The 18,459-nt window shown below is 65.6% G+C and carries 20 protein-coding genes and 1 other RNA gene; 8 read left to right on the top strand and 13 right to left on the bottom strand.

All coding sequences use genetic code 11. From position 1 onward, the window contains the following. Nucleotides 1-50: 50 nt before the first annotated feature. The 7 genes from QW845_RS32285 to QW845_RS32255 all read right to left on the bottom strand — a co-directional run bounded on the left by QW845_RS32285 (nucleotide 51) and on the right by QW845_RS32255 (nucleotide 5,637). The gene (locus QW845_RS32285; protein WP_315805553.1) at nucleotides 51-563 is read right to left on the bottom strand and encodes a dihydrofolate reductase; all 513 of its coding nucleotides are present in this window, start codon (nucleotides 561-563) and stop codon (nucleotides 51-53) included. Further along, nucleotides 560-1,045, bottom strand: coding sequence for a GNAT family N-acetyltransferase (locus tag QW845_RS32280; RefSeq protein ID WP_315805552.1), 486 nt, complete (start codon nucleotides 1,043-1,045; stop codon nucleotides 560-562). Before QW845_RS32280 ends, QW845_RS32285 begins: the two co-directional genes overlap by 4 nt. A gap of 3 nt (nucleotides 1,046-1,048) precedes the next feature. After that, nucleotides 1,049-1,843: a thymidylate synthase gene (locus QW845_RS32275; RefSeq protein WP_315805551.1), complete on the bottom strand. Its 795-nt coding sequence runs from the start codon at nucleotides 1,841-1,843 to the stop codon at nucleotides 1,049-1,051. 269 nt (nucleotides 1,844-2,112) lie between these two features. After that, the gene (locus QW845_RS32270) at nucleotides 2,113-3,627 is read right to left on the bottom strand and encodes a tripartite tricarboxylate transporter permease (protein ID WP_315805550.1); all 1,515 of its coding nucleotides are present in this window, start codon (nucleotides 3,625-3,627) and stop codon (nucleotides 2,113-2,115) included. A gap of 7 nt (nucleotides 3,628-3,634) precedes the next feature. Further along, nucleotides 3,635-4,414 carry a tripartite tricarboxylate transporter TctB family protein gene (locus QW845_RS32265; protein WP_315805549.1) on the bottom strand — a complete coding sequence of 260 codons (780 nt, stop codon included), beginning with the start codon at nucleotides 4,412-4,414 and terminating at the stop codon, nucleotides 3,635-3,637. 96 nt (nucleotides 4,415-4,510) lie between these two features. After that, complete coding sequence (locus QW845_RS32260; protein ID WP_315805596.1) at nucleotides 4,511-5,044, bottom strand: chromate transporter; 534 nt, start codon at nucleotides 5,042-5,044, stop codon at nucleotides 4,511-4,513. Next, complete coding sequence (locus QW845_RS32255) at nucleotides 5,041-5,637, bottom strand: chromate transporter (RefSeq protein ID WP_315805595.1); 597 nt, start codon at nucleotides 5,635-5,637, stop codon at nucleotides 5,041-5,043. Before QW845_RS32255 ends, QW845_RS32260 begins: the two co-directional genes overlap by 4 nt. 94 nt (nucleotides 5,638-5,731) lie before the next feature. Between QW845_RS32255 and ssrA the strand changes: the two genes are divergently transcribed. The 7 genes from ssrA to feoB all read left to right on the top strand — a co-directional run bounded on the left by ssrA (nucleotide 5,732) and on the right by feoB (nucleotide 11,391). Beyond that, nucleotides 5,732-6,086: a transfer-messenger RNA gene (gene ssrA, locus QW845_RS32250) on the top strand. A gap of 261 nt (nucleotides 6,087-6,347) precedes the next feature. Next, nucleotides 6,348-6,878 (top strand): SspB family protein, encoded by a 531-nt coding sequence (locus QW845_RS32245; protein ID WP_315805548.1) that lies wholly within the window; start codon nucleotides 6,348-6,350, stop codon nucleotides 6,876-6,878. A gap of 96 nt (nucleotides 6,879-6,974) precedes the next feature. Continuing rightward, the gene (gene fumC, locus QW845_RS32240) at nucleotides 6,975-8,399 is read left to right on the top strand and encodes a class II fumarate hydratase (protein ID WP_315805547.1); all 1,425 of its coding nucleotides are present in this window, start codon (nucleotides 6,975-6,977) and stop codon (nucleotides 8,397-8,399) included. Between the two features lie 238 nt (nucleotides 8,400-8,637). Beyond that, nucleotides 8,638-8,823, top strand: coding sequence for a DUF4169 family protein (locus QW845_RS32235; RefSeq protein ID WP_315805546.1), 186 nt, complete (start codon nucleotides 8,638-8,640; stop codon nucleotides 8,821-8,823). Further along, nucleotides 8,823-9,110: a ribbon-helix-helix domain-containing protein gene (locus tag QW845_RS32230; protein WP_315805545.1), complete on the top strand. Its 288-nt coding sequence runs from the start codon at nucleotides 8,823-8,825 to the stop codon at nucleotides 9,108-9,110. The genes QW845_RS32235 and QW845_RS32230 overlap by 1 nt, the downstream gene beginning before the upstream one ends. 107 nt (nucleotides 9,111-9,217) lie before the next feature. Next, the gene (locus QW845_RS32225) at nucleotides 9,218-9,493 is read left to right on the top strand and encodes a ferrous iron transport protein A (RefSeq protein WP_315805544.1); all 276 of its coding nucleotides are present in this window, start codon (nucleotides 9,218-9,220) and stop codon (nucleotides 9,491-9,493) included. Nucleotides 9,494-9,513: 20 nt separating this feature from the next. Beyond that, the gene (gene feoB, locus QW845_RS32220; RefSeq protein WP_315805543.1) at nucleotides 9,514-11,391 is read left to right on the top strand and encodes a ferrous iron transport protein B; all 1,878 of its coding nucleotides are present in this window, start codon (nucleotides 9,514-9,516) and stop codon (nucleotides 11,389-11,391) included. A gap of 18 nt (nucleotides 11,392-11,409) precedes the next feature. Here feoB and QW845_RS32215 read toward each other — a convergent pair whose 3' ends face one another. Then, nucleotides 11,410-12,198, bottom strand: a complete 789-nt coding sequence (locus tag QW845_RS32215) for an NAD(P)H-dependent oxidoreductase (RefSeq protein ID WP_315805542.1) — start codon at nucleotides 12,196-12,198, stop codon at nucleotides 11,410-11,412. A gap of 90 nt (nucleotides 12,199-12,288) precedes the next feature. Here QW845_RS32215 and QW845_RS32210 point away from each other — a divergent pair, with 90 nt between their 5' ends. Next, a complete protein-coding gene (locus QW845_RS32210; protein WP_315805541.1) occupies nucleotides 12,289-13,212 on the top strand; it encodes a LysR family transcriptional regulator in 924 nt (307 codons plus the stop codon). Between the two features lies 1 nt (nucleotide 13,213). On the opposite strand, the gene QW845_RS32205 is transcribed toward QW845_RS32210, so the two are convergent. Genes QW845_RS32205 through QW845_RS32185 form a run of 5 tightly spaced genes read right to left on the bottom strand, consistent with a single transcriptional unit; the run spans nucleotide 13,214 to nucleotide 18,444 of the window. Next, nucleotides 13,214-15,088: a bifunctional sugar phosphate isomerase/epimerase/4-hydroxyphenylpyruvate dioxygenase family protein gene (locus QW845_RS32205; RefSeq protein ID WP_315805540.1), complete on the bottom strand. Its 1,875-nt coding sequence runs from the start codon at nucleotides 15,086-15,088 to the stop codon at nucleotides 13,214-13,216. Beyond that, on the bottom strand, nucleotides 15,085-15,822 hold the full coding sequence (locus QW845_RS32200) for an ABC transporter ATP-binding protein (protein ID WP_315805539.1): 738 nt from the start codon (nucleotides 15,820-15,822) through the stop codon (nucleotides 15,085-15,087). The genes QW845_RS32205 and QW845_RS32200 overlap by 4 nt, the downstream gene beginning before the upstream one ends. An 11-nt stretch (nucleotides 15,823-15,833) precedes the next feature. Beyond that, entirely contained in the window at nucleotides 15,834-16,577 is a 744-nt protein-coding gene (locus QW845_RS32195) for an ABC transporter ATP-binding protein (RefSeq protein WP_315805538.1), read from the bottom strand. Beyond that, the gene (locus tag QW845_RS32190) at nucleotides 16,574-17,572 is read right to left on the bottom strand and encodes a branched-chain amino acid ABC transporter permease (RefSeq protein ID WP_315805537.1); all 999 of its coding nucleotides are present in this window, start codon (nucleotides 17,570-17,572) and stop codon (nucleotides 16,574-16,576) included. Before QW845_RS32190 ends, QW845_RS32195 begins: the two co-directional genes overlap by 4 nt. Then, the gene (locus tag QW845_RS32185) at nucleotides 17,569-18,444 is read right to left on the bottom strand and encodes a branched-chain amino acid ABC transporter permease (protein ID WP_315805536.1); all 876 of its coding nucleotides are present in this window, start codon (nucleotides 18,442-18,444) and stop codon (nucleotides 17,569-17,571) included. Before QW845_RS32185 ends, QW845_RS32190 begins: the two co-directional genes overlap by 4 nt. Nucleotides 18,445-18,459 lie beyond the last annotated feature (15 nt).

Raw genomic sequence — 18,459 nt, 5'->3', positions numbered from 1 at the left:
TAACGGATGGTCTTGGACGGGCCGTCGCGTCGATCCCGCCGGCGAAACGCTCACCGCCGCCGGCGATAGGTGACGTAGGAGAATTCGGCCTGATCGTCAGGCCCCGAGGCATGGCGCTGCCGCGCCACCTCCTCCCATCGGGCCGGGTCGATCGCCGGAAACACGGTATCGCCAGGCGGGCTCGCATGCACCTCGGTGATCTCCAGCCGGTCGGCGATCGGCATCGTTGCAGCAAAGAGTTCGGTGCCTCCGATGACCGCGATCTCCGCGGCTGAACGCCGCAGCGCATCACCACGCGCGATGACGAGCGCTTCATCGACGGTATGGGTCACGATCGCGCCATCAGCGCGAAACTCGGCATTGCGGGTGACGACGATGTTGGTGCGGCCCGGCAGCGGCCGGCGCGGAAACGAGATGAAGGTCTTGCGGCCCATCACGATCGGGCGCCCCATGGTCATCGCCTTGAAGCGCTGCATGTCGCTCTTCTGCCGCCACGGGATCGCACCGGCGGCGCCGATGATGCCGTTGTCGGCGACTGCGACGATCAGCACGATCTCGATCACGGCGCCCTCTCCGCCAGTTGAGCCAGAGCCTCGCCGGTCACCTTGCATAGCGTCCACTCGTCCATGAGCTCGGCGCCGAGCGATTTGTAGAAAGTGATGGAAGGAGCATTCCAGTCGAGCACCGACCATTGCAGCCGCGCCCAGCCCTTTTCGATGCAGGTGCGCGCGAGATGGCCGAGCAAGGCCTGGCCGATGCCGTTGCGGCGAAACGCCGGCCGCACGAACAGGTCCTCGAGATAGATCCCTGGCTTGCCGGCAAACGTCGAGAAGTTGACGAACCAGACCGCGAAGCCCGCCACCGCGCCGTTCCATTCGGCGAGATCGCAGAACAGCGTCGGATGCTCGCAGAACAGCGCGGCGGCGATGTCGGCCTCGCTCGCGCCGACCTCGTGCGAGAGCTTCTCGTAGTCGGCGAGCTCCCGGATCAGCGCGAATACGCTTCCGATGTCGTCAGGCCCGGCGCTACGGATCGAAACCGGCATGCGTCAGACCGCGACCTCGGCCTTGATATGCGGATGCGGATCGTAGCCGGCGAGCGCGAAGTCCTCGTAGTGGAAGCCGAAGATGTCCTTGACGTCCGGATTGAGCGTCATGGTCGGCAGCGGACGGGGCGCACGGGTGAGCTGCAGGCGGGCCTGCTCGATGTGATTGGAATAGAGATGCACGTCGCCGAAGGAGTGCACGAATTCGCCGGGCTTCAACCCCGTCACCTGCGCCACCATCATCGTCAGCAGCGCATAGGATGCGATGTTGAAGGGCACGCCGAGAAAGACGTCGGCCGAGCGCTGGTAGAGCTGGCACGACAATTTGCCGTTCACGACATAGAACTGGAACAGGCAGTGGCACGGCGGCAGCGCCATCTTTTCGACGTCGGCCGGGTTCCAGGCCGTCACGATCAGCCGGCGCGAATCCGGATTGCGCCTGATCATGTCGATCACGCCTCCGATCTGGTCGATATGGCCGCCGTCCGGCGTCGGCCACGAGCGCCACTGATAGCCGTAGACGGGGCCGAGATCGCCATTGCCATCGGCCCACTCGTCCCAGATCGTCACGCCGTGATCGTGCAGATATTTGATGTTCGTGTCGCCCTTGAGGAACCACAAGAGCTCATGCACGATCGCCTTCAGCGGCAGCCGCTTGGTGGTCACCAGCGGAAAGCCGGCCGCAAGGTTGAAGCGCATCTGGTGACCGAACACCGACAGCGTGCCGGTGCCGGTGCGGTCGTGCTTCTCGGCGCCGTCGGACAGGATGCGTTCGAGCAGGTCGTGATACTGGTGCATGGTGCGCGCTGGCGGCCTTTCGCGGAAGGCGGCGAATGTAACGGCAGGGATCGCCCGGCCCTAGCCTCGACTCGGCCCGGTCGCCAATTATACCCCGAAAAATGTCGGCCGCAGCCGCAATTGACAAGGGCGGGACCGCACGTTCCGCCCTCCTCCCGATCCATGGCCGTTCCGTACCAGCTCGCCGGCTTGAGGACCGCGGACCATTTGACGATCTCGCCCTTGACCAGGGTCCCGAGCGCCTCCGGCGTCCGGTCCGCCGACGCTGGTCAGCCTTCGCTTTCCACGAAGACCTCATCGCGCTTGCGGCGCAGCGTCGGCAGCACCGCCAGCACGAGCAGCCCCGCCGCGATCGCGAGCAGCACGGCCGACAGCGGCCGCGTTAGGAACACCGACCAGTCGCCGCGCGAGATCAGCAGCGCCCGGCGCAGGTTCTCCTCCATCAGCGGGCCCAGCACCATGCCGAGCAGCAGCGGCGCCGGCTCGAAATCATGCTTGATCAGCCAGTAGCCGACGAGGCCGAACGCGCCCGCCAGGACCACGTCGACCGGCGCGTTGTTCACCGAATAGATGCCGATCGCGCAGAAGATCACGATTGACGGGAACATCAGCCGGTATGGCACGCGCAACAGCCGCACCCAGATGCCGACCAGCGGCAGGTTGATGATGATCAGCATGAGATTGCCGATCCACATCGAGGCGATCATGCCCCAGACCAGATCAGGCTGCTTCTGCATCACCTGGGGGCCCGGCACGATGCCGTGGATGGTCATCGCGCCGACCATCAGCGCCATCACCGCATTCGGCGGAATGCCGAGCGTCAGCAGCGGAATGAAGGAGGTCTGCGCCGCCGCGTTGTTGGCGCTCTCCGGCGCCGCGACGCCCTCGATCGCACCGCGACCGAACCGCGACGGATCTCGCGCGAGTTTCTTCTCCAGCGTATAGGCCGCGAACGAGGCGATCACCGCACCTCCGCCCGGCAGGATGCCGAGGATCGAACCGAGCAGCGTGCCGCGCAGGATCGCCGGCGTGGAGTCTTTCAGATCCTTCCTGGTCGGCATCAGGCCGGTGATCTTCTTCTGCACGAGGTCGCGGTCCATCTCCGCGCCGGCATCGAGATTGCGAATGATCTCGGCGAAGCCGAACACGCCCATCGCGACGGTGGCGAAGCCGAGGCCGTCGGCGAGCTCGGGAATGTTGAAGGCCATGCGCGACACACCGGTCTCGATGTCCGAGCCGACCATCGACAGCAGCAGGCCGAGCACGATCATCGCGATCGCCTTCAGCACCGAGCCCTTCGCCAGCACGACCGCGAAGATCAGGCCCAGCACCATCAGCGAGAAATACTCGGCCGGGCCGAACGCCAGCGCGAGCTTGGTCAACGGCGCGCCGAGGATCGCAATCAGCACGGTGGCAACGCAGCCGGCGAAGAACGAGCCGATCGCGGCGATCGCCAGCGCCGGACCGGCACGGCCCTGCTTCGCCATCTGGAAGCCGTCGAGCGCGGTCACCACCGACGTCGCCTCGCCGGGAATGTTGACCAGGATCGACGTGGTCGAGCCGCCATACTGCGCGCCGTAATAGATACCGGCCAGCATGATCAGCGCGCCGACCGGCGGCAGGCCGAAGGTGATCGGCAGCAACATCGCCACCGTGGCGATGGTCCCGATGCCCGGGAGAACCCCGACCAGCGTGCCGACCAGCGCGCCGATCAGGCACATCAGCAGATTGATTGGCGACAACGCGACGACGAAACCGTGGGCGAGATTTGCAAACAGATCCATCACGCCCTCACTGCAAAAGGAAACGCGGCAACAGCGGCATCGGCAACCCCAGCACGTAGGGGAACAGCAGCGCGCAGCCGCCGGTCAGGCAGATGCCGACGATCAGGGCCTCGCGCCAGCGCGTCTCCGGGCTGCCGATCGCCGCGATCAGGAAGCTTGCAAGCCCCGTGATCAAGAGTCCGAGCGGGCGAATGGAGACGGCGAAGGTCAGGATCGCGAGCGAGACGAACAGCGGTCCGCGCCAGTGATAGGTCGCAAGCTGCGCGCCTTCACTCACGACGCCGATCACGGCCACGGCGGCTCCGAGCCCTAGCAGCAGCAGACCGAACATCCGCGGCGCAGTTCCGGCACCGAACGAGAAGCCGCGCATGCCCTGCAGATCGCTGGAGGCCCACAACGCGAACAGCGCGATCGCCATCAGCACGACGCCGCCGAAATAGTCCTGCGCCGCGCGCGGACGGACCATGAATGTGAACACTGCGACCGCGATCAGCGGATAGGTGTAGATGAGAGCCAGCAGAACATCGGAAGACAGCGAGGTCTTGCCGCTTGCGGCATATTGCTGCGCCAGGCTCGGGATCGCCATCGACAAGGCCGACGCATGGGCCGCAATGACCTGTAGCGGACCGCGTCCGGATAGTGGACCGACAAGACCGGCCAAGGCAATCAGCAGCTCGATGATCTGTGGCGCGAAGGCAAGGACCAGAATGATCGATGCGGCGGTCACGCTGCGGGCGGCCGGCATGCCCGCCGTTTCGCCCGACAATTGGCCCGTGGTCTCGGCCATGCCTCGCCCTCCCCGATCGGCCTTGATGGCCGGCACTGTTTTCGTTCGGCGGCCCGGAGCAAACCGGTCGCGCTTCTGTTTTGCTAGCGGCTTTCCCTAGAGAAGGCCAGCGAAACCAAGGCAGCCGCCTGCGGCGAGCAGCCAGAGCGGATTGAGTCGCGTCATAGATGCAACGAGTGCGGCAAGGACCGTCAGCGCGAACGCCCGCCACGTCTGGTCGGAAGCCTGACCGAGAATCCATGCGCTCGCCGCCATCAAGCCGATCGACAACGGCACCAGCGCCGCCTGCAGCATGGCGGGCCAGCGCGCATCCCGCGCATTCGAGAGCCAACGGCTGACGAAATAGGAGAGCACGGCAGTGGGACCGCACATCGCGATCGTCGCGACCGCCGCACCTGCCACGCCTGCGACCGAATAGCCGATCAGGGTGACGATCAGAACGTTGGGCCCGGGCGACAATTGCGACAGTGCGAACAGGTCGGCGAACTGTTTGTCCGTCATCCAGTGCCGGGCCTCGACTGCAACACGTTGCAGTTCGGGAATCGCCGCCACGGCGCCGCCAACCGCAAACAGCGAGATCAACGCAAAGGTCCAGAACAGCTGGAACAACGGATTGTCGTCCCCGCTCATCGTGCCCACCGCGTCTTGGCATAGGTGACGGCAAGGCTGAGCGGCACGGCCACCAGCAGAACCTCCTGAAGCGGCAGGCGCGCCAGCCCGATCGCCACGAACACGCCAGCGACGACGACAACGCCCGCCACGTCGCTCTTCTTGAGGAGCGGCGAGATCATGCGAAACACCACCGACGCCAGCAGGCCAACGGCCACGCAGGACACGCCTGCAAGCGCCCGTCGCCACGTGTCGGCTTGTCCAAAATGACCGTAGATGGCGCCGAGAGAGGTGATCAGCAGCATCGGGGGTCCGAGCAGGCCGGCAAACGCAGCGATTCCGCCCGCGACACCGCGCAATCGCGCGCCGAACACCACGGAGAAATTCACGATGTTCGGTCCGGGCAGGAAATGACAGAGCGCGAAGGTCGCGTTGAACTCCTCCGCCGTCATCCAGCGATGCTCGTCGACGATCGCACGCCGCGCGAACACCAGCACGCCGCCGAAGCCCGACAGCGACATTTTCGCGAATGCGAAGAAGAGCGTGCGGAGGCTGGGCGGGTGTCTGGCGATGTCGGCCGCGGGAGAGGCAACCTGCGCAACTTCGGGAGGCATGCCGCACTGTAGGAGGACGAAAACCAGGCTGCCAAGGTCGAACCAGAGGTTCCCGGCAGCCGCCCACATTTTTGTCGCGCGCCGCGGCGTTTCGGCCCTGTGCATCCGCTGGCCGGCGGCCTATATAGGGGGGGCCGGCTTGCCGGCTATGGAAATAAATCGCCGTCGAAATAAACCATTCGGACCCGGGGGCGGTACCCGGCGCCTCCACCAAAACCCACCGACAGATGGGTTTTGGCGGGGGCGAAATAGGATCGACGAGGGCGTAAAGGGCGAGCTTTTTCCCGGTATTGTTCCGCCGTTATCGGGCTACTGCAATAGTTGCCAACGACAACTTTGCTCCGGTTGCTCAGGCTGCGTAACGCAGTTTGAAAGACCACCTTAAAGTCCTAACGGGTTAAGCTCCGTTAGGCGGGGTTCGGAGGCACCTGGCAACAGAAGCCTCCACTTTCACCTGCCTCCACGTTAACCGGTTTCCTTCCACGGGCTGTGCCGTCCCCAGTTTTTTGGCGCGGCACCCGTTCATTCCGCCGTTGACCGGACTTCCGCCAGCTTCTACCCGTTCCCATATCTGGCGATCGACCGGCATGGCTGCTGACCTCGGCGCCGATGCCGGGTACGATGTGACTGACGCGAGTCGGGAATGCTGCTGCCTGCCGGGCGCGGCGGCTCGACACGTCGGGCGCAGCCCTCACGACACAGGACCGATCATGGCGACGGATCATATTCGATACGATGTGCTGGCGCGCGACGCGTTGCGCGGGGTGCTGCGCCGGGTGCTGACCGACGCTGCCGCCCACGGGCTCCCGGGCGAGCACCATTTCTTCATCACGTTCATCTCCAAGGCCGAGGGCGTCAAGCTGTCGCCGCGGCTGCTCGCGCAATATCCGGAGGAGATGACGATCATCCTGCAACACCAGTTCTGGGATCTGGTGGTTTCGGAGGACCGGTTCGAGGTCGGCCTGTCGTTCGGCGGCATCCCTGAGCGCCTCGTGGTGCCGTTCCACGCGATCAAGAGCTTCTTCGATCCGTCCGTGCAATTCGGACTGCAGTTCGAGCCGTCGGAGGCGATTGCCGAGACGCCGGCCGCGCCGAAGCTGCCGGCCGCACCGACGCCATCGGCCATCGCCGGGCCGCTGCCTGCGACGCCGGCCGAGACCAGCGACGACAAGCCGCTCCCGCCGACCTCGCCGGGGGAAGGCGCCGAGGTCGTGCGCCTGGACCGTTTCCGCAAGAAATAGGCCCATTCGCCGCGCGCGGAACGGCGGTTGGACCACTAGATTGAAGCATGCTTGAACCGGTCGACGCCGGTTCACCATCAATCATGGGCATGCTTCATGGCACATTCAGCTGATTCATCATCGCACGGATCGACGCGCACGGAGACCGACAGCTTCGGCCCGATCGAGGTCGCCGCCGACCGCTATTGGGGCGCGCAGACCGAGCGCAGCCGGCAGAATTTCCGCATCGGCCACGACCGCATGCCGATCGGCATCGTGCGCGCGCTCGCGCTGGTGAAGTTGGCCGCGGCCCAGGCCAACCGCGAGCTCGGCCTGCTCGAGCCACGCATGGCGGACGCCATCGTCCAGGCGGCGCAGGAGGTCATCGACGGCAAGCTCGACGACCATTTCCCGCTGGTCGTTTGGCAGACCGGCTCGGGCACCCAGAGCAACATGAACCTCAACGAGGTGATCGCCAATCGCGCCAGCGAGCTGCTGGGCGGCGAGCGCGGCACCAAGAAGCCCGTTCATCCGAACGACCACGTCAACATGAGCCAGTCGTCCAACGACTCGTTCCCCACCGCGATGCACATCGCCGCGGCGCGCGCGATCGCGGGCCATCTGGTGCCGGCGCTGTCGGAGCTGCTGGCGGCGCTGCGTGCCAAGCAGGACGCGTTCGCGGACATCGTCAAGATCGGCCGCACCCACACCCAGGACGCCACGCCGCTCACGCTCGGCCAGGAGTTCTCCGGCTACGCCACGCAGGTCGAGAACGCGATCGCACGAATCGAGATCGCGGCGCGGGATCTCCTGCCGCTGGCGCAGGGCGGCACCGCCGTGGGCACTGGCCTGAACGCGGATCCGAAGTTCGCGAAGCTGTTCGCCAAGCATGTTGCCGACGCCACCGGCCTGCCCTTCACCAGTGCCGCCAACAAATTCGAGGCGCTTGCGTCCAACGACGCCTATGTTTACGCCCATGGCGCGCTCAATGCGGCGGCCACCGGCCTGTTCAAGATCGCCAACGACATCCGCTTCCTCGGATCAGGCCCCCGCTCCGGATTGGGAGAACTGATCCTGCCGGAGAACGAGCCGGGCTCCTCGATCATGCCGGGCAAGGTGAACCCGACGCAATGCGAAGCGCTCACGATGGTGTGCTGCCAGGTGTTCGGCAATCACACGGCGATCACCATGGCCGGCAGCCAGGGTCATTTCGAACTGAACGTCTACAAACCATTGCTCTCACATTGCATGATGCAGTCCATACAATTACTAGGTGATTCAGCACGTTCATTCAGCGAACATTGCGTGACCGGAATCCAGGCCGACACTGCTCGCATTCGCGAGCTGATGGAGCGCTCGCTGATGCTGGTGACGGCGCTTGCGCCGAAGATCGGCTACGACAACGCCGCCAAAGTCGCGAAATCAGCGCATCAGCGCGGCACAACGCTGAAACAGGAAGCTTTGCGGCTCGGTCTCGTCTCCGAAGAGGAATTCGACCGCCTCGTTCAACCCGAGAGGATGACGAGGCCGGGGCGAGCGTAGCGGTAGTCCCGTAGTACTACGGGGGGTGATGCAATTCTCGCTGTTAACCCCTAAAGGATACTCTCGACTACAAGTTCTGCTGCGTTTGGTGAGTAAACAAATCCAGCTCGCAACGACGCGAATGGCCATCGAACTATCAGGGAGCGATGACGTGATTGTCTGGAGAACGCCTGAGCTCATCCGCGCAATGCGCATGCTCTCGTCGTGATGTTCGATGCCTTAGATGATTGGAGCAAGCATGGGTGACATCATCAACTTGAAGCGTTTCAGAAAGCGCGTGGAGCGCGATCAGGCAGCAAAGGTCGCCGAAGGCAACCGCGCTCGCTTCGGCAGGACGAAGTCCGAACGCGCAACTGACGCCCAACGCGACAAGCGCGCGAACGAATTACTCGATCAACATCGTATCAATGGCGAGGACGCGTGATGAAGTCGCCCGTCGTAAAACGTTCTATCGTGGTCGCAGGTCACAAGACCAGCGTCAGCCTCGAAGAGGCCTTCTGGAACGGCATGAAGGAGATTTCGGGTCTCCGTAACATGACCCTGTCCGAACTGGTCGGGGAGATCGACAACAATCGCCAGCAGGGCAACCTGTCGTCGGCGATCCGGCTGTTCGTGCTCGACCACTTCAAGAGCCGCGCCGCAGCGTCTTCAGGCATCGAGCCGAAGGCGGCGGCGGACACCCGGCACACGGCCGCCGCTGCCGCTCCTTGAGGCAGATCAGACGGCGGCCCGCCCGGTCTGTTTAAAATCGCTCTAAGATGCCGCGGCATTTAACATGCCGCGCTTGACCTCTTGGCACGCGATTGAAAATACAGGCTATGAGCGAAATCTGCGATACACGGCCGCCTCAGCCGCTCGGTCTGGCCCGAAGGGGCTATACCGGAACGATCCAGCATCTGGCCGCTGGCGGCGCGGCGTCGTCGTTGCCGGACGTTGAGCTGGAGAGCCGGCTGATCGAACTGGGCTTCGTCGAGGGCGCCCGGGTCGAAATCCTGCATGAGGGGATCGTCGGGCGAGACCCGATCGCCGTCCGTGTCGACAACATCACCGTCGCGGTCCGCCGGCGCGAGGCCATGGCCGTCATCGTGGCATAGGCCGCGCGGAAAGCGTCGTCATGGAAAGCCCTCTGCTGCATCTGGCCCTGGTGGGTACGCCCAACAGCGGCAAGACCTCGCTGTTCAACGCGCTGACGGGAAGCCGCCAGAAGGTCGCGAATTATCCCGGCGTCACGGTCGAGCGCAAAGAGGGCGGCTTCGTCACCCCGCAGGGCCGCCAGGTCTCGCTGGTCGACCTGCCCGGCACCTATTCGCTGCGCGGCCGCAGCCCCGACGAGGAAATCACCCGGGATTTCGTGCTGGGACGCGCCACCGGCGAGGTCCTGCCCGACCTGGTGTTGTGCGTTGCCGACTCGACCAACCTCAGGTTGACGATCCGGCTGCTGCTCGAGCTCAAGAGCACCGGCCGGCCGCTGGCGCTCGTGCTCAACATGTTCGACATCGCCAAGCGGCGGGGCGTGACGGTCGACGTTCCCGCACTGTCGCAGGCGCTGGGCGTGCCGGTGGTGACGTCGATCGCCGTGCGCAAGGGCGGCACCGACGACCTGCTGCAGCTGACCGACGAGCTCCTGGCCCAGGCGGCCGCGGCCACCGGAGAGCGCGCCAACACCTGGCGTCCGCTCACGGTTCCGGAGCTGCGCGCCACCCAGCGCGAGGCCGACCGTATCATCGCGGAGACGGTCAGCCTGCCCGAGCGGCCGGACACCTGGACCGCCCGGATCGATTCGGTCGCGCTGCATCCGGTCGGCGGGCTGCTCATCCTGCTGGCGATCCTGTTCGTGATGTTCCAGGCGGTGTTCGCCTGGGCGCAGCCGCTGATGCAGGTGCTGTCGGCGGCCTTCGATGCGCTCGGCCAGCTCGTTCACGACGAGCTTCCCGAGGGCCTGCTGCAGAGCTTCCTGCAGAACGGCGTGATCTCCGGCGTCGGCAGCGTCATCGTCTTCCTGCCGCAGATCATCATCATCTTCCTGTTCATCCTGCTCCTGGAAGATTTCGGCTACATGGCGCGCGCGGCGTTCCTGATGGACCGCATCATGGGCGGCGCCGGCTTGCATGGCCGCGCATTCATCCCGCTGCTCTCGAGCTTTGCCTGCGCCATTCCCGGCATCATGGCAACGCGCGTGATCGACAACCGCCGCGATCGGCTCACCACCATCCTGATCGCGCCGCTGATGACCTGCTCGGCGCGGATTCCGGTCTATACGCTGATCATCTCGGCCTTCATCCCGCCGACCAAGGTCTGGGGCCTGGTCAACCTGCAGGGACTGGTGATGTTCGGGCTCTATGCCGCCGGGATCATCAGCGCGCTCCTGGTCTCGTTCCTCGTCAAGTTCTTCCTGATGCGCGACTATCAGCCGGCGCCCTTCATGCTGGAGCTGCCGGATTACAAGATGCCGCGGCTGCGCAGCATCGCGATCGGCGTCTACACCCGCGCCAAGATGTTCTTGCAGCGCGCCGGCACCACGATCTTCGCGATGATGGTGCTGATCTGGTTCCTGGCGTCGTTCCCGCAGCCGCCGGAGGGCGCGACCGAGCCGGCGATCAATTACAGCCTTGCGGCGATGATCGGCCAGGCGATCGCCCCCCTGCTCTCGCCGGTCGGCTTCAACTGGCAGATCGCGGTGGCGCTGGTGCCCGGCATGGCCGCCCGCGAGGTCGCGGTCGCCGCGCTCGGCACCGTCTATGCGATCGAGGGCGGCAAGGAGGCGGCCGAGCAGATCGGCCAGGTGCTGGCGAGCAAATGGAGCCTCGCCACGGCGCTGGCGCTGCTCGCCTGGTACATCTTCGCCCCGCAATGCGCCTCGACGCTCGCCGTCATCCGCCGCGAGACCGGCAGCTGGCGCTGGATGGCCGTGACCTTCTTCTACATGTTCGCGCTCGCTTACGCGGCGGCGTTCGCGACCTACCACATCGCGGTCGCGATGGGCGCGGGCTGAGCCCGCGCCGCGGCGACGTCACCGCGCGGCGTCGACATGCAGTCCGAAGCCGTGCGCGTCGGCATGCCCGAGTTCGGGACGCAGCTGCATCGACGGGATCAGGTAATCGCCGCGGTTCTGCCGCCGGTACGGGATCGGCTGATCCGTGAACAGCGTCCGCATCCGCGCGCGGAGCCGCGCGGCGATGTCCGCGAAGCCCGCCTCGTCGAGCCGGTTCACCCGGTGCGCCACGAAGGCCGGCAGTACGTCGAAGCCGGGATAAAACAGGATGCCGTGATTGATGGGAAACAGGAGATCGTCGATCGGCCCGTTGATGCCGCGCTCCGAATAGTGCTCCTGCCAGCCGCCGGTGGTCACCACGAGCATCGCGCGCTTGCCGGCGAACACGCCCTCGCCATAGCGGTTGCCCCAGCGCTTGTCGCTGTGCTCGCCGACGCCGTAGGTGAAGCCGTAGGAATAGACCCGGTCGACCCAGCCCTTGAGGATCGCCGGCATCGTGAACCACCACAGCGGAAACTGCAGGATCACCGCGTCGGCCCATAGGAGCTTCTCCTGCTCCGCCCTGACGTCGTCGGTGAGCGAGTGCGTCTTGAACGCCTCGCCGGAGGCCGTGGCGACGTTGAGGCGCACATCGGGCGGCAGTTGCGGAAAGTCGGCGCGGTCGGCGGCCGCCTTCCAGCCCATCGCATAGAGATCCGAGACCCTGACCTGATGACCTTGCGACCGAAGCTCGGCGACAGCGGCGTCGCGCAGGGCGCCGTTCAGCGAGCGGGGTTCGGGGTGGGCGAAGACGAGCAGCACATTCATGGCTTGATCCCTTGGCTGGAACAATCCAGGAGATAGACCCGGCCTCGTTCATCCACTATATGGCTGCTATCGATAACATTATGCCGAATTATGGATAAGTTGGACGTCAGCATCGTCAACATGCGCAGCTTCGTTCGCGTCGCCGAACGGGGCAACCTGTCGGCCGTCGCGCGTGAGCTTGGGCTGGGTCAGTCCACCATCTCGCGTCATCTCCAGGAGCTTGAAGACGCGATCGGCGTTCCCCTGCTGAGCCGCACCACCCGGCGCGTCACCCTGACCACCGAGGGCAGCCTCTATTATGCCAACTGCGTCCAGATCCTGCGCCTGATCGAGCAGGCCGGCGACGAGGCGCGCGGCACGCGTGGAGCCGCCAGCGGCACGATCCGCATCTCCTGCACGGCCGCGTTCGGCATCCTGCACATCACCCGGCTGGTGTTCGCGTTCCAGGACCGCTATCCGGACATCGCGATCGATCTCAATCTGACCGACGAGCGCATCGATCTGGTGCGCGAGGGCGTCGACATCGCGCTCCGTCTCGCGCCGCTCACTGACAGCTCGATGAAGCTGCGCGCACTCGGCCATTCGCACCGGCTGCTGGTGGCGGCGCCGGGCTATCTGGCAGGACGCGGCACGCCGCGCGTACCGCAGGATCTGCTCGGCCATGACGGCATCCGCATGCCCAATGTCGCCGGCAGCGACGTGCTGGCGCTGATGTCCGGCGACGGCCAGCGCCACGAGGTGCCTTTCAGCGGCCGCTTCCGAACCAATCACGGCCTCGCGGTGCGCGAAGCCGTGCTGGCCGGGCGCGGCATCGCCGCAGCCCATGCCTGGCTGGTCGACGATCTCATCACCGAGGGCAGGCTGACGGTGCTCCTGCCCGACTACAGGCTGCCGTCGGTGCCGCTCAACATGCTGATCGTCCCGGAGCGCGCCGGCATCGCGCGCGTCCGGCTGGTGATCGAAGACCTGGCGGCGGCAATCGTCAGTCTGCCTGGGATTCGGCCGGAGCCCTGAGCTACAGCCGCGGCATCGTGTCCGGCCGCACCTCGCGCGCCTGCGCCGCCAGCCGGATCGCGGCGTTGGCGGCGCCGAAGCCCTGGTAGTTGCGGCGCTGCACGATCTCGAAGAAGAAGCGCTCCTCGAAAATGTGGGTGTAGACCTGGAAGAACTCCGCGTCGCCGTCGCGGTCGTACAGGATCTCGTTGGCGCGGAGCGCCGCGATGGTCTCGGGCGCTAGATCGTATTTCGCTTCGAGATCGTCGTAGTAGTTGTCGGGAATGTCGAGGAAGCCGGCGCCGCGGGCGCGCATTTCGGCCACGGCTGCAAAGATGTCGTCGCAGGCGAAGGCGATGTGCTGGACGCCCGAGCCGAAGAACTCGGAGATGAAACGCGACGACAGCGTGCGCGTCGCCGTCGAGCCGTTGAGGATGAAGCGCAGGCTGCGATCGCCGTTGACGATCGCCTGGCTCTGCACGAGGCCTCTGGGATCGGCGATCTCCATCTGCGGCAGCCGCGAGAAGTCGATGATCCCGGCATAGAACAACAGCCAGGACAGCATCTCCTCATGCGGCATCGACTGTGCGATGTGATCGACGGCCAAGAGCCGATCAGTCGTCTTGTCGCTGGCGACCGGTTCGAAGTCGACATCCCAGTGACGGCCGTGGGTATCGAGGAAATACAGCAGGCTGCCGCCGACACCATGGATCGCCGGGATCTCCAGCTCGCCCGGCCCGACCGGCTGGGTGAAGGTGCGCGTCTTCAAGGACTGCGCCCGCGCCATGGCACGGTCCGCACTGTCGACATCCAACGCCAACGCGCAAACGCCGGGACCGTGCGTGATATAGTGCGAATGCGCGAAGCTCGCCGGCTCGCAATTGATCACCAGCTCGATCGCGCCCTGCGACCAGCGCTGCACCGCCTTGCTGCGATGCCGCCCGGTTTTGCGGAAGCCGAGCTGCCCGAACAATGCGGCGAGCGACTCCGCCTTGTCCTCGCTGACCGCGAATTCCACAAAGCCGATGCCGTGGCTCTTCACGCGAGGCGCGAAGCGGGGCTCTGCCGACGCCGCGGGGATTTTTCCGGCGAGGTCATCCTGCAACAGCAGCAGCGAACGCATGCCGTCGAGCGCCGTGCGTGGCGCCGAGCCGGCACGGAACTGATCGTTGAAGATCTCCAGCGACAGCGGCCCGGAATAGCCGGTCGCGGCGACCGCCTCCATGAACTCGCCGACCGGGAGGTCGCCCTGCCCGGGAAAGCTGCGGAAGTGCCGGCTCCAGGACAGCACGTCCAGTTCGAGCTTGGGTGCGTCGGCCAACTGGACCAGGAAGATCTTGTCGGCGGGAATGGCGCGGATCGCATTGGTCGGCAGCGCCGGCGCCAGCGCATGAAAACTGTCGAGGATGACGCCGATCGCCTTGTGATCGGCGCGGCGCACGATCTCCCAGACATCGCGATAGTCGTGCACATGGCGGCCCCAGGCCAGCGCCTCGTAGCCGACGCGCAAGCCGCGCCTCGCGGCGCGCTCGCCGAGCTCCTGGAAATCCGCGGCGGCGCGGTCGATGCCGCCGAGCGCGGCCGGCGACACGCTGCTGCAGATCAGCAGCAGGTCGGTGCCGAGCTCCTGCATCAGGTCGAACTTGCGCTCGGCGCGGATGAAGTTGCGCGCGCGCTGCGGCTCCGGCATGCCCTCGAAATCGCGGAACGGCTGATAGGCGCAGATCGATAGGCCGAGGTCGCGGCACATCTGCCCGATCTCGCGCGGCCGCATCCCGAACGCGACCAGATCGTTCTCGAAGATCTCGACCGTGTCGAAGCCGGCGGCAGCGATCGCCTTGAGCTTCTCGTCGAGCGCGCCAGAGATGGAGACCGTTGCGATCGAGCGCTGGTTCATGCCGCCGTCTCCTCCATCGCGCCGCCCAGGAACAGCTGGCCGATGCGCGGATCGGCCAGCACGCGATCGGCCTTGTCGATGATGCGGGTGCGACCGAGCTCGAGCACGATGCCGTAGTCCGAGATCTCCAGCGCCGAGCGTGCATTCTGCTCGATCAGGAGCACCGAGACGCCGCGGTCGCGCAATTGCTTCAGCATGTCGAAGGTCTGCTGCACCATCAACGGCGACAGCCCGATCGACGGCTCGTCGATCAGCACGAGCTGCGGCTCGAGCAGCAGCCCGCGCGCGATCTCGAGCTGCTTCTGCTCGCCGCCGGACAGCGTCGAGGCCTGCCGATCCGCCTTCTTGCGCAGCACCGGAAACACGTCGAGCGCCGCCTCGACGCGAGACGGGAGGTCGATGTTGGCCGGCGCGGCAACGCCGCCGAGCTCGATGTTGTGACGCACCGACAGCTCGCCGAAGATATTGCGGCCCTGCGGGATGTAGCAGATGCCGGCACCGAGCAGCGCGCGCGGGCTCAGGCCCGTGACGTCGCGGCCCTTGAACACGACCTTGCCCTCGCGCAGCTTGAGCAGGCCGAAGATCGCCTTGAACACCGTCGACTTGCCGGCACCGTTCGGACCGATCACGGTGGTGATCGATCCCGCCGGCACCGAGAACGTCGTGCCGTTGAGGATCGTCATCTTGCCGTAGCCGCCGACGAGGTTCTGGACGTCGAGAATGGGATCGCTCATCGTCGGCTCCGTCAGTGTCCGAGATAGGCTTCGATCACGGCCGGATTGGCCCTGATCTCGTCGGGCTTGCCGATCGCCAGCACCTTGCCCTCGGCCATCACCATCACGCGCGAGCACAGCGACATCACGAACTCCATGTTGTGCTCGATCACGACGAAAGTGGCGCGGCGCTCGCGGTTGATCGCGATCAGCCGGTCCTTGAGATCGCCGAGCATGGTCGGATTGACGCCGCCGGCGGGCTCGTCGAGCAGCACCAGCCGTGGACCGCCCATGAACGCCATCGCGGCATCGAGCAGCTTCTGCTGCCCGTAGGACAGGCCGCCGGCCGGCTCGTTGGCGAGATGCTCCAGCTTGAAGAAGCCGATCATCTGATCGGCGGTCTCGGTGAGCCCTGCATCCGACGGACCAAACAGGCGCGACAGCATGCTGCCGCGATGCTCCTGGCCGGCGAGGATCAGGTTGTCGCGCACCGACAGCTTCGGGAAGACCTGCAAGAGCTGAAACGTGCGGCTGACGCCGAGGCGGTTCAGTTCGGACGGACGCTGGCCGGTGACGAGCTTGCCGTCCACCCTCACCTCGCCCCCGCTCGGCACGAGCTGGCCGAGAATGCAGTTGAACAGCGTCGACTTGCCACAGCCGTTGGGGCCGATCAGGCCGAGGATCTCGCCCTCCTGCACGTCGAAGCTGACGCCGTTGACGGCGGTGATGCCGCCAAAACTCTTCTTGACGTCGCGAACGTCGAGGACTGCGGTCATCGCGCGGCCTCCAGGTTGGATTGAGCCGCCGCCCGCAATGCGGATGCGGCCTGGGTGCGCCGTGAGCTGAGATAGCGGTCGAGGATGCCGAGAATGCCGCTCGGCGAATAGATCAGCAGCACGATCACGGCGGCCGCGTAGAGCATCAGATAATAGCCCTCGGCGAAGCGCAGCCACTCCGGCAGCAGCACCGCGATCATGGCGCCGAGGAACGGCCCGAGCATGAAGCCGGCACCGCCGACGATCACCATCATCAGGAGATCGAGCGAGAGCTGCAGGTTGAACGGCACGGGATCGACATATTGCGTCAGCGGCGCATAGAGCACGCCGGCGATGCCGCCAAGCACCGAGCCGATCGCGAACGCCATCAGCGTGTAGCGTCTGGTGTCGATGCCGAGCGATTGCGCCCTGATCGGATTTTCGCGTAGCGCCATGAAGGCGCGGCCCCAGGGCGAGCGGATCAGCCACCACATCGCCAGCGTCACGAGGCCGAGCGAGCCGAGACAGAGATAGTAGAACGGCAACGGCTTGCGGGTCGGGAAGCCGAAGATCCCGGGGCGCGGAATGTTGCTGATGCCGTAGATGCCGTTGGTGAGCCAGCTCTCGTTGCGGAACACCAGGAACGCCAGGGTCGAAAACGCGAGCGTGACGAAGGCGAGATAGTGATGCTGCACGCGCAGCGCCGGATAGCCCAACAGCCAGCCGACGACGAAGCAGACGACGATGACGAGCCCAAGCGCCGATATCAGCGGCCAGCCATGGGTAGTGAGGATCGCGGCACCGTAGGCGCCGATGCCGACGAAAGCGCCCTGCGCAAGCGACACCTGCCCGGCATAGCCGAGCGTGAGGTTGAGCCCCATCGCCGCGATGGTCATCACCGCCCACTGGCTGAGGATATAGAGGCCGTAGCGGTTGAAGTTCATCGGGATGATGATCAGGCCGGCGATGACGACGATCGCCAGCGCGGCGAGGAGCAGTCTGCCGTTGCGGGTCATACCGTGCGCTCCTCGGCTCGTCCGAGCAGGCCCTGCGGCCGGAACAGGATGACAAGGATCAGCAGCACCATCGGAACAGCCGCGCGATACTGGGTGGAGACGTAGGCCGCGGCGAGGTTGTCGACGACGCCGATCAGGAGACCGCCGGCGATCGCGCCGCGCACCTGGTTGAAGCCGCCGACGATCGCGGCGATGAACGCCGCCTGCCCGAGCACTTCGCCGCTCGAGAATTTGGCAAGATAGATCGGCGTGATCAGCAGCGAGGCCAGCGCGACCAGCACGGCATTGATCAGGAAGGTCAGCAGGATCATGCGCTCGACGGGAACGCCGATGATGCGCGCCACCGTCGGATTCTGTGCCGCCGCCTGCATCTGGTGGCCGAGCGAGGTGCGATTGAGCAGCGTGGTCAGGCCGACGACGGCCAGGATTGCAACGGCGAGCACGCCGAGACTCTGCAGCGAGATGACACGGCCAAGCACGCTGATATCGCCCGCGGGAACGATCGACGGAAACGGCGAGGCCTCGGCGCTGAAGAACTGCTTCACGGCCTCCTTGATCCCGATCGCCAGCGCCATGGTGGCGATCGCCAGCGGCAGCACGCCGTGCCGCAGCATCGGATCGACCAGCAGCATCTTGAAGGCGAGACCGAGCAGCAGCGCCGACAGCAGCACGCCGGCGAGCACCGCGAGCCAGAACGGCGCGCCGAGATGCATGACCGCGAGCATCAGGAAGGCGGGCAGCATCACGAACTCGCCCTGGGCGAAGTTGATGGTCTGCGAGGTCTGCCACAGCAAGGTGAAGCCGACGGCGACCAGCGCGTAGATGGCGCCGGTGGCGAGTCCCGCCACGATCAGGTCGAGCAGATTGGACATGGTTTCCCCGTGAGC

The organism is Bradyrhizobium sp. SZCCHNS3002 (genome assembly GCF_032377435.1).
In the GTDB taxonomy this organism is placed as follows: domain Bacteria; phylum Pseudomonadota; class Alphaproteobacteria; order Rhizobiales; family Xanthobacteraceae; genus Bradyrhizobium.
The sequence above is the reverse complement of the archived record's forward strand: the minus strand, read 5'-3'. Positions and strand labels throughout refer to the sequence as shown.